The 13,123-nt window shown below is 71.4% G+C and carries 9 protein-coding genes; 5 read left to right on the plus strand and 4 right to left on the minus strand.

The window, feature by feature from the left end:
* Positions 1–177: 177 nt before the first annotated feature.
* Positions 178–1,284 (minus strand): LacI family DNA-binding transcriptional regulator, encoded by a 1,107-nt coding sequence (locus tag ACH4TP_RS19310; protein WP_041130217.1) that lies wholly within the window; start codon positions 1,282–1,284, stop codon positions 178–180.
* A 391-nt stretch (positions 1,285–1,675) separates the two neighbouring features.
* On the opposite strand from ACH4TP_RS19310, the gene hisC reads away from it, so the two are divergent.
* The gene (gene hisC, locus ACH4TP_RS19315) at positions 1,676–2,773 is read left to right on the plus strand and encodes a histidinol-phosphate transaminase (RefSeq protein ID WP_389222508.1); all 1,098 of its coding nucleotides are present in this window, start codon (positions 1,676–1,678) and stop codon (positions 2,771–2,773) included.
* On the opposite strand, the gene ACH4TP_RS19320 is transcribed toward hisC, so the two are convergent.
* Positions 2,774–3,172, minus strand: coding sequence for a cyclophilin-like fold protein (locus tag ACH4TP_RS19320; protein ID WP_389222506.1), 399 nt, complete (start codon positions 3,170–3,172; stop codon positions 2,774–2,776). It lies immediately after the preceding gene.
* A 213-nt stretch (positions 3,173–3,385) separates the two neighbouring features.
* Between ACH4TP_RS19320 and ACH4TP_RS19325 the strand changes: the two genes are divergently transcribed.
* Genes ACH4TP_RS19325 through ACH4TP_RS19340 form a run of 4 tightly spaced genes read left to right on the plus strand, consistent with a single transcriptional unit; the run spans position 3,386 to position 11,292 of the window.
* Positions 3,386–4,894 (plus strand): cytochrome ubiquinol oxidase subunit I, encoded by a 1,509-nt coding sequence (locus tag ACH4TP_RS19325; protein ID WP_389222504.1) that lies wholly within the window; start codon positions 3,386–3,388, stop codon positions 4,892–4,894.
* A gap of 18 nt (positions 4,895–4,912) precedes the next feature.
* Positions 4,913–5,914, plus strand: a complete 1,002-nt coding sequence (gene cydB, locus ACH4TP_RS19330) for a cytochrome d ubiquinol oxidase subunit II (RefSeq protein ID WP_398438599.1) — start codon at positions 4,913–4,915, stop codon at positions 5,912–5,914.
* Positions 5,915–5,968: 54 nt separating this feature from the next.
* Positions 5,969–9,556, plus strand: coding sequence for a thiol reductant ABC exporter subunit CydD (gene cydD, locus ACH4TP_RS19335; protein ID WP_398438600.1), 3,588 nt, complete (start codon positions 5,969–5,971; stop codon positions 9,554–9,556).
* Positions 9,557–9,576: 20 nt separating this feature from the next.
* Entirely contained in the window at positions 9,577–11,292 is a 1,716-nt protein-coding gene (locus tag ACH4TP_RS19340; protein WP_389222498.1) for a GAF domain-containing protein, read from the plus strand.
* Between the two features lie 3 nt (positions 11,293–11,295).
* On the opposite strand, the gene ACH4TP_RS19345 is transcribed toward ACH4TP_RS19340, so the two are convergent.
* A complete protein-coding gene (locus ACH4TP_RS19345) occupies positions 11,296–12,159 on the minus strand; it encodes a Cof-type HAD-IIB family hydrolase (protein WP_398180982.1) in 864 nt (287 codons plus the stop codon).
* A 125-nt stretch (positions 12,160–12,284) separates the two neighbouring features.
* Entirely contained in the window at positions 12,285–13,115 is an 831-nt protein-coding gene (locus ACH4TP_RS19350) for an SGNH/GDSL hydrolase family protein (RefSeq protein ID WP_398438601.1), read from the minus strand.
* Positions 13,116–13,123: the final 8 nt, after the last annotated feature.

The raw sequence follows: 13,123 nt of genomic DNA on the forward strand, positions 1-13,123 counted from the left end.
ATGAGGGTCCTCCTGTGTGACGCACCAGGGGTGGTGAATCCGGGTCCACTCCGGGTTAACCGGTTGTTTCGCCCGAATTGAGAAGGTCCAGTCCAGGGTCGAGACCGGTGTGGCGACCGGTTTCGCCGTCCCCGCCCACGGGCAGGGGCGAGGACGGCGAGTCGGATGGCGGCGGGTTCAGTCCTTCGCGGGTGAGCGCGGCGGGCTGACCGTGGTGCGCGGCGAACGCCGCTGCGAGGAGGTGCGGACGATGAGTTCGGTCGGTATCACCTGCTCGACCGGACCGTCGGTGTCGATCCCCTCGATGGCGTCGATGAGGAGCTGGACGACGGCGGTGCCGATCCGGCGCGGTTTGAGGGAGAGCGTCGTGATGGGCGGTTCGGTGGTGGCGTAGACGGTGGACTCGCTGCAGCAGACCAGCAGCAGGTCGTCCGGGACGCGCAGTCCGTAGCGGCGGGCGGCCGCGAGGAGGTCGGTTCCGTTGGGATCGAAGAGGCCGTACACGGCGTCGGGACGGTCCGGGCGGGCGAGCAGCCGGTCGGCCGCGACGGCGCCCGCGCACGGGTCGTGCGCCGGATAGGCCTCGTAGACGGGGTCCTGGCCCACCCGTTCGCACCAGTTGAGGTAGGCGGTGGTGGACAGGCGGGTGTACGTGTCGGTGGTGGTTCCGGTGAGGAGGCCGATCCGGCGGGCGCCGGCGTCGGCGAGGTGGTCGAGCAGGTCGAGGACGGCGGCTTCGTGGTCGTTGTCGACCCAGGCGGTGACCGGAAGGGTGCCGGCGGGGCGTCCGTCGGAGACGACGGGCAGGCCCTGGCGGACCAGTTCGGTGACGACCGGGTCGTGGTCGGAGGGGTCGATGACGACGGTGCCGTCGAGGGCGACGTTCGACCAGACGTCATGGCGGGAGGTGGCGGGGAGGATGACCAGGGCGTAGCCCCGGGCGAGTGCCGCCGATGTGGCTGCTCTGGCCATCTCCGCGAAGTACGCGAATTCGGTGAAGGTGAAAGGTTCATCCCCGTACGTGGTCACGGTCAGGCCGATGAGTCCCGACTTGCCGGTACGGAGCGTGCGGGCCGCCGCGGATGGGCGGTAGCCCAGCCTGTCGGCGACCTCGCGGACGTGGCGGCGGGTGGCGTCCGGGAGTCGGCCCTTGCCGTTGAGCGCGTCGGAGACAGTCGTGATGGAGACCCCGGCGGCGGCGGCCACGTCCCGGATGCCTGCCCGGCCCTGCCGGCTTCCCCGGGTCTGTGCCCGGCTCACCTGGTGCTTCCCTGCTGCTGTCATGGCGAGCCGATAGTAGGGCGATGAGGGGCGGTCGGGACGGTCGCATATGCAGGCGTTGACAGGCACGTTTCTGCATGATCGAAAAGGGTCAAGTGGCAGGGAATCAAAGGTGGTTAGGGACTTCTCTGTGTGATCTATGGCGATCGAACGGCGTAGGCCTGGCGAGGGTACGAGGTCTCGAAGAGGTCTCAACTCACCTCTACGGGGGATGCGCGCCACGGCGCCCGCCACCGGCGCGCGCCACCCTGGTGCGCGCCCCCCTCTTCGGGGGAGGGAGCGGGGGCCGTGTCCACAGCGTGTCCCTCCTGTTGTCCACAGCCCATTCGCAGCGGGGGCGAATCCTCTTAAGGTGAGGAGTATTGGCGGTACGGACGGTCGAGGAGGCCACACTGTGAGCGAGACCAGCGGGACGAGCACCGGCAGCCCCAAGCTGCGCGCCGAGCTGGACGGTGTCCCCACCTACAAGCCGGGCAAGCCGGCCGCCGCGGGCGGTCCCGTGGCCTTCAAGCTGTCCTCCAACGAGAACCCCTACCCGCCGCTGCCGGGGGTCATGGAGACGACGCTGGCCGCTGCCGCGAACTTCAACCGCTACCCCGACATGGCCTGCACCGGCCTGACGGAGGAGCTGGCGAACCGCTTCGGCGTGCCCGTCTCCCACCTGGCCACCGGCACCGGCTCGGTCGGCGTCGCGCAGTCGCTGCTCCAGGCCACCTCGGGCCCGGGCGACGAGGTGATCTACGCCTGGCGCTCCTTCGAGGCGTACCCGATCATCACGCAGATCAGCGGGGCGACCTCCGTGCAGGTGCCGCTGACCGAGGGCGAGGTGCACGACCTCGACGCGATGGCGGAGGCGATCACCGACCGGACCCGGCTGATCTTCGTCTGCAACCCCAACAACCCCACGGGCACCGCGGTGCGCCGGGCGGAGCTGGAGCGCTTCCTCGACCGGGTGCCCTCCGACGTCCTGGTCGTGATCGACGAGGCGTACCGGGAGTTCGTCCGCGACACCGAGATCCCGGACGGCATCGAGCTGTACCGCGACCGGCCGAACGTGGCTGTGCTGCGCACCTTCTCCAAGGCGTACGGCCTGGCGGGGCTGCGGGTCGGTTTCGCGGTCGCCCACGAGCCGGTGGCGGCGGCGCTGCGCAAGACGGCGGTGCCGTTCGGCGTGAGCCAGCTGGCGCAGGACGCGGCGGTGGCCTCGCTGCGGGCCGAGGACGAACTGCTCGGCCGGGTCGGCTCGTTGGTGGCCGAGCGCGAGCGGGTCCATGCGGGGCTCGTGGCCCAGGGCTGGACCGTGCCGGACACCCAGGCGAACTTCGTCTGGCTGCGGCTCGGCGAGCGGACCATGGACTTCGCGGCGGAGTGCGAGCGGCACGGCGTGGTGGTGCGGCCGTTCGCGGGTGAGGGCGTGCGCGTCACGATCGGTGAGTGCGAGGCGAACGACCTGTTCCTGAAGGCGGCGGAGGGCTTCCGCCAGGCTCTCTGATCAGTCCGAGCTCTCTGATCGGTCCGAGGAGAGCTCCACGCGGATCGGGTCGCCGTCCCTGACGGTGGCCAGGATCCGCGGGTCGCCGTCGAGCGCGCCCAGCAGGTTGCAGGGGCTCGCCAGCCGGCATTCGTCGCCCCGGGAGATCGGGGTGGGGCCGTAGGGGAGGGCGAGCGCGTCGCCGTCCGTCCAGAAGGCCACCGTGCCGGGCTCGACGACCTGGCGCGCGCCGTCCTCGACGGGGACGGAGACCGGCGTGTCGAAGTAGACCTCCTCGCCCCAGGTGCGGGCGGTGGAGGAGATCGGGAGGACCCCCGCGAGCGCCTTGCTCGTGGGGGTCTCCTCAAGGGTGGCCGTGGTGTGTCCGGCCGGCCAGATGATGCGTATCCGAAGGGTCATGCCCCGGATTCAACAATATGTTGAAGGCTCTGGGAAGAGGTGGCCTTCGACAGGGGGACCCCGACCGAAGGTACGGATTTCGTATGAGCCATAATGCTTGTGAATGTGAACGCGTTCACAAGCGTGTCCCTGTTCGTCCCGAAATAAGTGGGATTAACAGGGCAAACTGCCGATGTGACCACGGCGCTCACGGCGATGTAAGGAGAAACCGACGTGGACCTAGCTCTGGCGCCAGAGACTCTGGCGCGCTGGCAGTTCGGCATCACGACCGTCTACCACTTCCTCTTCGTCCCCCTGACGATCTCCCTCGCCGCGCTCACTGCCGGGCTCCAGACCGCCTGGGTGCGCACGGAGAAGGAGAAGTACCTCAGGGCGACGAAGTTCTGGGGCAAGCTGTTCCTGATCAACATCGCCATGGGCGTGGTCACCGGCATCGTGCAGGAGTTCCAGTTCGGCATGAACTGGTCCGACTACTCCCGCTTCGTCGGCGACATCTTCGGTGCCCCGCTCGCCTTCGAGGCGCTCATCGCCTTCTTCTTCGAGTCGACCTTCATCGGTCTGTGGATCTTCGGCTGGGACAAGCTGCCGAAGAAGATCCACCTCGCCTGCATCTGGATGGTGTCGATCGGCACCATCCTCTCCGCGTACTTCATCCTGGCGGCCAACTCCTGGATGCAGCACCCCGTGGGCTACCGGATCAACAAGGAACGCGGCCGGGCGGAGCTCACCGACTTCTGGCACGTGCTCACCCAGAACACCGCGCTCACCCAGTTCTTCCACACGATCACGGCGGCGTTCCTGGTCGGCGGCGCGTTCATGGTGGGCATCTCCGCGTTCCACCTGGCGCGCAAGAAGCACATCCCGATCATGCGGACCTCGCTGCGGCTCGGCCTGGTCACCCTGATCATCGCCGGCCTCGGCACCGCCATCAGCGGCGACCTGCTCGGCAAGGTCATGTTCAAGCAGCAGCCGATGAAGATGGCCGCCGCCGAGGCGCTCTGGGACGGCGAGGCGCCCGCACCCTTCTCCGTCTTCGCCTACGGCGACGTCGAGAAGGGCCACAACACGGTCGCCATAGAGATCCCGGGCCTGCTGTCCTTCCTCGCGAACGACGACTTCAGCTCGTACGTCCCGGGCATCAACGACGTGAACAAGGCCGAGCAGGAGAAGTTCGGGCCCGGCGACTACCGGCCCAACATCCCCGTCGCCTACTGGGGCTTCCGCTGGATGATCGGCTTCGGCATGGCCTCGCTGGGCATCGGGATGCTCGGTCTCTGGCTGACCCGTAAGAAGTTCATGCTGGCACCCGGCCTGAGGACCGGTGAGGACGAAGTGCCGAACCTGGTCCTGTTCAAGCGGAAGGCGCTCAGCCCCCGCCTGGGCAAGTGGTACTGGATCGTCGCCCTCTGGACCATGGCGTTCCCGCTGATCGCCAACTCCTGGGGCTGGATCTTCACCGAGATGGGCCGTCAGCCCTGGGTCGTCTACGGCGTGCTGCGCACCCGCGACGCCGTCTCCCCCGGTGTCTCCCAGGGCGAGGTCCTCACCTCGATGATCGTCTTCACCACGCTCTACGCGATCCTCGCCGTCATCGAGGTCAAGCTCCTCGTCAAGTACGTCAAGGCGGGCCCGCCGGAGCTCACCGAGGACGACCTCAACCCGCCCACCAAGATCGGCGGGGACTCTCGTGACCCCGACCGCCCCATGGCCTTCTCGTACTGAGGCTCAGGAGATCGAGGCATGGAACTCCACGACGTCTGGTTCGTACTCATCGCCGTCCTCTGGATCGGCTACTTCTTCCTCGAGGGCTTCGACTTCGGGGTCGGCGTCCTGACCAAGCTGCTCGCCCGCGACCGGGCCGAGAAGCGGGTCCTCATCAACACCATCGGACCCGTCTGGGACGGCAACGAGGTGTGGCTGCTCACGGCCGGAGGCGCGACCTTCGCCGCGTTCCCCGAGTGGTACGCGACGCTGTTCTCCGGCTTCTACCTGCCGCTGCTGATCATCCTGGTCTGTCTGATCGTCCGGGGCGTCGCCTTCGAGTACCGGGCGAAGCGGCCCGAGGAGAACTGGCAGCGCAACTGGGAGCAGGCCATCTTCTGGACCTCGCTGATCCCCGCGCTCCTCTGGGGCGTGGCCTTCGGCAACATCGTCCGGGGCGTGAAGATCGACGGCGACATGGAGTACGTCGGCAACTTCTGGGACCTGCTCAACCCGTACGCACTCCTCGGCGGCCTGGTCACGCTCACCCTCTTCACCTTCCACGGCGCGGTCTTCGCCTCGCTCAAGACGGTCGGTGACATCCGGACGCGGGCCCGGGCGCTCGCGCTCAAGCTGGGTCTGGTCACGGCGGTGCTCGCGCTCGCCTTCCTGATCTGGACCCAGGTCCACACGGGCGACGGCTGGAGCCTCGCGGCGATGCTGGTCGCCGTGGTGGCGCTCGTCGGGGCCATCGCGGCCATCAGGGTCGGGCGCGAGGGCTGGTCGTTCGCGCTCTCGGGCGTCACGATCGCGGCAGCGGTGGCGATGCTCTTCCTCGCCCTCTTCCCGGACGTCATGCCGTCCTCGCTCGACCCCGCGTGGAGCCTCACCGTGACGAACGCGTCGTCGAGCCCGTACACGCTCAAGATCATGACCTGGTGCGCGGCGATCGCGACCCCGCTGGTGCTGCTCTACCAGAGCTGGACCTACTGGGTGTTCCGCAAGCGCATCGGCACGCAGCACATCGCCGAAGCCCACTAGGGCCGACGCTTGACAGGGCCGGTGCTCACCGGGACCGGCCCTCACTAGAGGGGCATGTTTCACGTGAAACCGATCGATCCGCGCCTGCTCCGGTACGCCAGGGCCACCCGTCTCTTCCTGATCGCGGTGGTCGTGCTCGGCCTCGTCGGAGCGGCGCTGGTCATCGCCCAGGCGATGCTCATCGCCGAGATCGTGGTGGGGGCCTTCCAGAAGGCCCAGTCGGTTTCCGATCTGACCACGCCCCTGCTGCTGCTCGCCGGAGTGGCGGTGGCGCGGGGGCTGGTCTCCTGGCTGACGGAGCTGGCCGCCCACCGGGCGAGCGCGGCGGTCAAGTCCGAACTCCGCGGCCGGCTCCTCGGCCGCGCGGCCGCACTCGGTCCGGGGTGGCTGAGCGGGCAGAAGGCCGGTTCGCTGATCGCTCTCGCCACCCGGGGAGTGGACGCCCTCGACGACTACTTCGCCCGCTATCTGCCGCAGCTGGGTCTCGCGGTGGTCGTGCCGGTGGCGGTCCTGGCCCGGATCGTCACCGAGGACTGGGTCTCGGCGGCGATCATCGTCGTCACGCTGCCGCTCATCCCGGTCTTCATGATCCTCATCGGCTGGTACACCCAGGCCCGGATGGACCGCCAGTGGAAGCTGCTCTCGCGGCTCTCCGGTCACTTCCTGGACGTGGTCGCCGGCCTTCCCACCCTCAAGATCTTCGGCCGGGCGAAGGCCCAGGCCGAGTCGATCCGCGCGATCACCTCCGAGTACCGCCAGGCGACGATGCGCACGCTGCGGATCGCCTTCATCTCCTCCTTCGCCCTGGAGCTGCTCGCGACGCTCTCGGTCGCGCTCGTCGCCGTGACCATCGGCATGCGGCTCGTCCACGGCGAGCTCGACCTCTACACCGGGCTCGTCATCCTGATCCTGGCGCCCGAGGCGTACCTCCCGCTGCGGCAGGTGGGTGCGCAGTACCACGCGGCGGCGGAGGGGCTCGCGGCGGCGGAGGAGATCTTCGAGGTCCTGGAAGCCCCGGTGCGGGGTGCCGGTACGGGGGCGGCGCCCGCTTCCGTACGGCTTGAGCTGGACCGGGTGACCGTCCGCCACGCGGGGCGCGCCGAGCCCTCGCTCGACGCGGCGACGCTGACGGTCGAGCCGGGCGAGACGGTGGCCCTGGTCGGGCCGAGCGGGGTCGGGAAGTCGACGCTGCTCGACGTCGTGCTCGGCTTCGCGGTGCCGGAGGAGGGCGGTTCCGTACGGGTCGGGGGCGTCGACCTGGGCTCGCTGGACCTGGAGGCCTGGCGGTCCCGGATCGCCTGGGTGCCGCAGCGGCCGTACCTGTTCGCGGGGACGGTCGCCGAGAACGTGCGGCTCGCCCGGCCGGACGCGTCTGACGCGGCGGTACGGGAGGCCCTGCGGGACGCGGGGGCGGACGGGTTCGTCGCGGGGCTGCCCTCGGGTGTCGACACCGTGCTCGGCGAGGACGGTGCGGGGCTCTCGGCCGGGCAGCGGCAGCGGCTCGCGCTGGCGCGGGCGTTTCTGGCGGATCGGCCGTTGTTGCTGCTGGACGAGCCGACGGCGGCGCTGGACGGGGCGACGGAGGCGGGGGTTGTCGAGGCGGTTCGTCGCCTTGCCGCCGGGCGCACCGTCTTGTTGGTCGTGCACCGGCCGGCGCTGCTCGCTGTCGCGGACCGGGTGGTGACGGTGGGCGGTGCGGTGCCGGGTGCGGGCCCCGGGGGTGCGGGTCCGGCAGAAGGCGACGGGTCCGTCGAGGGGGTGTGCCCACCCTCCCCCGAGCTTTCGGCTTCGCTCGAGCAGGGGGGACCCCCCTCGCCCTTGGCGGAACATATGCCCACACCCGGTGCAGACGAGCTGCCCACGACTGGTGGGTCGATCCTGGCGCGCGTCCGAGGCATGGCCGGGGAGCTCAAGGGGCGGATCGGGCTTGCGTTGTTGCTCGGGAGTCTGGCGCTCGGGTCGGCTGTGGGGCTCATGGCCGTGTCCGGGTGGCTCATTTCGCGGGCCTCCGAGCAGCCGCCCGTGCTCTATCTGATGATGGCGGTCACCGCCACGCGTGCCTTCGGGATCGGGCGGGCCGTCTTCCGGTACGCCGAGCGGCTGGTCTCGCACGATGCCGTCCTGCGGATGCTCGCCGACCTGCGGGTCAACGTCTACCGGCGACTGGAGCGGATCGCCCCGGCCGGACTGCGCCCCACCCGGCGCGGTGACCTCCTCGCGCGGCTCGTGCAGGACGTCGACGCGCTCCAGGACTACTGGCTGCGCTGGCTGCTCCCCGTGGGCGCCGCGCTCCTCGTGGGGGTCGGTTCCGTCGGGTTCACCGCGTGGCTGCTGCCCGAGGCCGGGGCCGTCCTCGCCGTCGGCCTGCTGGTCGCGGGCGTCGTCGTGCCGGCGGCCGGCGGGGCCCTCGCCCGCCGGGCCGAGCGGCGGCTCGCCCCCGCGCGCGGCGCCCTGGCGACCGCCGTCGCCGATCTGCTGCGCGGCTGCGCCGAACTGACCGTCGCCGGTGCGCTCGGGGGCCGGATCGAGCGGACGCGGGAGGCCGACCGCGCCCTCACCTCCATCGCCTCCCGGCAGTCCGCCGCCACCGCGCTCGGGGCCGGACTCTCGGCCCTGGTCTGCGGACTGACGGTCGCGGCCGCCGCGCTCGTCGGCGTCCGGGCCGTAGGGGACGGACGGCTCGACGGAGTGGCCCTCGCCGTGATCGTCCTGACGCCGCTCGCCGCCTTCGAGGCCGTCACCGGTCTGCCGCTCGCCGTCCAGTACCGGCAGCGCGTCAAGCAGAGCGCCGAGCGGGTCTTCGAGGTGCTGGACGCCCCCGTCCCCGTACACGAGCCGGAGACGCCCGCCGCTCCCCCGGCGAGTCCGTTCCCGCTGGAGCTGGCCGGGCTCTCGGCCCGGCACGCCGGGCAGGAGCGGCTCGCGCTCGACGGGTTCGCCCTCACCCTGGAGGCCGGGCGGCGGGTCGCGGTCGTCGGCGCCTCCGGCTCCGGCAAGACCACGCTCGCCCAGGTGCTGCTGCGGTTCCTGGACGTGGAGCACGGCACGTACCGGATCGGCGGCGTGCCCGCGGGGGAGCTCGACGGCGACGCCGTCCGGAGGTTCGTCGGCCTCTGCGCCCAGGACGCCCACCTCTTCGACAGCTCCGTCCGCGAGAACCTGCGGCTCGCCAAGGTCGGGGCGGACGACGAGGAGCTGCGCGAGGCGCTGCGCCGGGCCCGGCTGCTCGACTGGGTCGACGGGCTGCCCGCCGGACTCGACACGCTCGTCGGCGAGCACGGTTCGCGGCTCTCCGGCGGTCAGCGGCAGCGCCTCGCGCTCGCCCGGGCGCTCCTCGCCGACTTCCCGGTCCTCGTCCTCGACGAACCCGCCGAGCACCTGGACCTGGCCACCGCCGACGCGCTCACCGACGATCTGCTCCGGGCCACCGAGGGACGCACCACCGTCCTCATCACCCACCGGCTGCACGGTCTCGACGCGGTCGACGAGGTGGTGGTCCTCGACGGGGGCCGGACCGTGCAGCGCGGCCCGTACGCCGAGCTCGCGGCGGTGGACGGCCCGCTGCGCCGGATGCTGGAGCGGGAGGAGGACACCGATGCGCTCCTCACCGGCGCGGAACGGCTGACTTTTCTCGCCAAATAGGACTTACTAGGCTCAAGGTCATGACCGCCCCCGTGCCGTCCGAGTCCTCGGACCCCCTGGAAGCCGCCACCCAGGCCACCCGCAGCCTCCAGGGGCTGTCCACGGAGCTCACCGCCCGCGTGCCGCAGCTCCTGGAGGCCATGCGTTCGGTCGGTACCGGCCTGGAACTCCACTCCACCCTCGACCGGATCTGCGAGACCGCCGCCGAACTCGCCGACGCCCGCTACGCCGCGATCGGCGTCGTCGACGACGAGGGCGAGGGCCTGTCCGACTTCGTCACCTTCGGCGTCGACGAGGACACGGTCCGCCGGATCGGCCGCCGCCCCGACGGCCACGCGGGGCTGCTCGGCGCGCTGATCCGCGACCCGCAGACCATCCGGCTCGCCGATCTCACCGCCGATCCGCGCGCCGCCGGCTTCCCGCCCGGACATCCGCCGATGCGGACCTTCCTCGGCGTCCCCATCCGGGTCCAGGGCGAGATCTTCGGCAACCTCTACCTCGCGGAGAAGCGCGGCGGAGACGGGTTCAACGACTACGACGTGCACATGGTCCGGGTCCTCGCCACCGAGGCGGGCATCGCGATCGGCAACGCCCGCCTGTACGAGGCGGCCCGGCAGCGCGAGCGGTGGATCGACGGCTCGGTCGCCGTCACCACCGCGCTGCTCTCCGGCGGCGACGCGGACGACGCCCTCACGGTCGTCGCCGAACAGGCCCGCCGGCTCGCCGACGCGGACGCGGGGATCGTGCTGCTCCCCGCCGAGGACGGCGGCCTGGAGATCGTCGCCGTCTCCTCGCCCCGGCCCGTGAAGTCGCTCGGCGTGGTGATCCCGCCCGAGAGCGCCGTCGTGAAGGAGCTGCTGGCGGGCGAGGCGGTCTTCGTGGCCGACGCCGCGGCCGACCCGCGCATGATCAGCCGGCTGACCGCCCCGTACGGACCGAGCATGATGCTGCCGCTACAGAGCGGCGGACGGGTCCTCGGCGCGCTCGCCACGCCCCGGGCGCGGGGGGCCCGGCAGTTCACGGAGGCGGAGCGGACGCTCGCCACCCAGTTCGCCTCGCAGGCGGCACTCGCCCTGATGATGGCCGACGCGCAGCGCGACCGGGAGCGCCTCGCCGTCTACGAGGACCGCGACCGGATCGCCCGTGACCTGCACGATCTGGTGATCCAGCGGCTCTTCGCCACCGGGATGATGCTGGAGAGCGCCCAGCGGAAGTCGATCGTGCCGGCCGTGCGCGAGGGCGTGGGCAAGGCCGTGGACGAGCTGGACGTGACCATCCAGGAGATCCGTACGGCGATCTTCGCGCTCCAGCAGGGCCCCGCCGAGGCCCCGTCGGGGCTGCGCACCCGCGTCCTGCGGGAGATCAACATGGCGGCCGTGCCGCTCGGCTTCAAGCCCGCGCACCGCTTCCTCGGCGCGATCGACTCGACGGTCGGCGAACTCACCGGCAAGAACCTCATCGCCGCGCTGCGCGAGGCGCTGTCCAACGCGTTCCGGCACGCGGAGGCGAGCCGCATCGAGGTGGTCGTCGACGCCGGCGTCACCCTCTCCGACGGCTCCCCCGGGGTGCGCCTCTCGGTGGCCGACGACGGCATCGGCATCCCGGCGGGCGGGCGGCGCAGCGGCCTGCGCAACCTGGCCCGCCGGGCCGAGTCGCTGGGCGGCGCGAGCTGGTGCGGCCCCGGCCTGGGCGAGGACGGCGGCGGGACGACGGTGGTGTGGGAGGCCCCGCTCTGACCTCTACTGCCGGGCGGTCAGGGCTTCGGCTACGAGCTGTTCGATGACGACGGCGACCCCGTCCTCGTTGTTGCCGACGGTCCGGCCCGAGGCGGCGGTGATGACGTCGGGGTGGGCGTTGCCCATCGCGTACGAGCGGCCGGCCCAGCTCAGCATCTCGATGTCGTTCGGCATGTCGCCGAAGGCGACGACCTCCTCGGCCGTGATGCCGCGTTCGGCGCAGCACAGGGCCAGGGTGGAGGCCTTGGAGACGCCGAGCGCGCTGATCTCGATGAGGGCGGTCGGGCTGGACCGGGTGATGTCGGCCCGGTCGCCCGCCGCCTCCCTGGCGATCGCGAGGAACGCGTCGGGGTCGAGCTCGGGGTGCTGGGCGAGCAGCTTGAGCACGGGGGCGGCCGAGCCGGGCGCCTCCTCGAAGAGGAGCTTCTCGGCGGTGGCGACGGTGGCGCCGGGGTCGAGGTAGAACGGCGGGTACAGCGGCTCGTAGTGGATGCCGGTGGTGAGCTCGACGGCGAAGGACGTGCCCGGCGCGGCGGCGCGCAGGGCACGGACGACGTCGAGCGCGACCGGCCGTTCGAGCGGGTGGACCTCCAGGAAGGTGCCGCCCGCGTGGAGGTCCACGACGGCGGCGCCGTTGGCGCAGATCGCCAGGCCGTGCCCGTGGACGTGGTCGCTGACGACGTCCATCCAGCGGGCCGGGCGGCCGGTGACGAAGAAGACCTCGATCCCGGCCTGCTCGGCCGCCGCGAGGGCGGCGACGGTGCGCTGGGAGACGGACTTGTCGTCACGCAGCAGGGTGCCGTCGAGGTCGGTGGCGATCAGCCGGGCCACCGGGGCGGAAGGGCGCGGGGAACGGGGAGAGGTCACCGGACCATTCTTCCGTACGGGACGCACGGGCGTGCGAGGAGCTGCACATATGAGTGCGCGGTTTCTGGCCGGGATGTCTGGTTCTAGGCGTTGCGGTGTCTGTTCTGGGCGTTGGGGTGCCTGTTCTAGGCGTTGCGGTGCCTGGCGCCCGGCTCCGTCAGTGCGTCGACGAGGGCGACGGTGACGGCCCGCTGGCCGTCGAGCGTGAGGTGGATCCCGTCGTCGAGGTGCAGGCCGGCGGTGGCCCGCCGGGTGTCGACGGTGAGTTCCGGCCGCCCGAGGAGGAAGTCGGCGACGCCGTCGACGTCCTCGCTCGCCCAGCCGATCCCCGCGCGGCGGAAGTGCGGGTAGGCGTCGGCCCGCTCCTGGTCCACGGCGCTCGGGGTGAGCCAGATCCAGCGGTCCGGGCCGGAGGGGTCGCCGGGGCCCGCGAGTTCCCGCAGGGCGAGGAGGTTGCGCGCGGTCTCCGCCTCGCTGACCAGCCGGGTGCCCGCCGCCCCCGGGCCTCGGCCCAGCCGCTGCGCGTCGTTCGCGCCGAGCATGCACAGGATCCAGTCGGGGCGCAGGAAGACGAGCTGGGGCAGTTGGGCGAGGGCCTGGGTGGTGGTGGAGCCGGATACAGCGAGGTTGACGAGTTCGACGCCGTCCGGGAGGAGGTGGCGCAGGATCGAGAACCAGGAGAGCCGGTCGGCGGTGGTGCTCTCGCCGAGGGCGACGACCCGCTGCCCCGGCCGGAAGGGCAGCCGGGCGGCCCGTTCGGCGAAGCCGGGGTCCTTGAGCAGTTCGGCCGCGGTGTCCCGGGTCCGGTCGTCGAGGTCCCGCAGCAGCTTCCGGTACGCCTCCGTGTCGAGGCCGAAGAGGTCGGCCAGGCGGGTGTCGGGCAGTTCCCCCAGGTAGCGGAGGGTCTTCTCGGGCTGCTGGAAACGGACGAGCTTGTCCGTCAGGTTCTCGGTCATGTCGGTGC

This window comes from Streptomyces sp. NPDC021012, from assembly GCF_044333355.1.
Classification (GTDB): Bacteria; Actinomycetota; Actinomycetes; order Streptomycetales; family Streptomycetaceae; genus Streptomyces.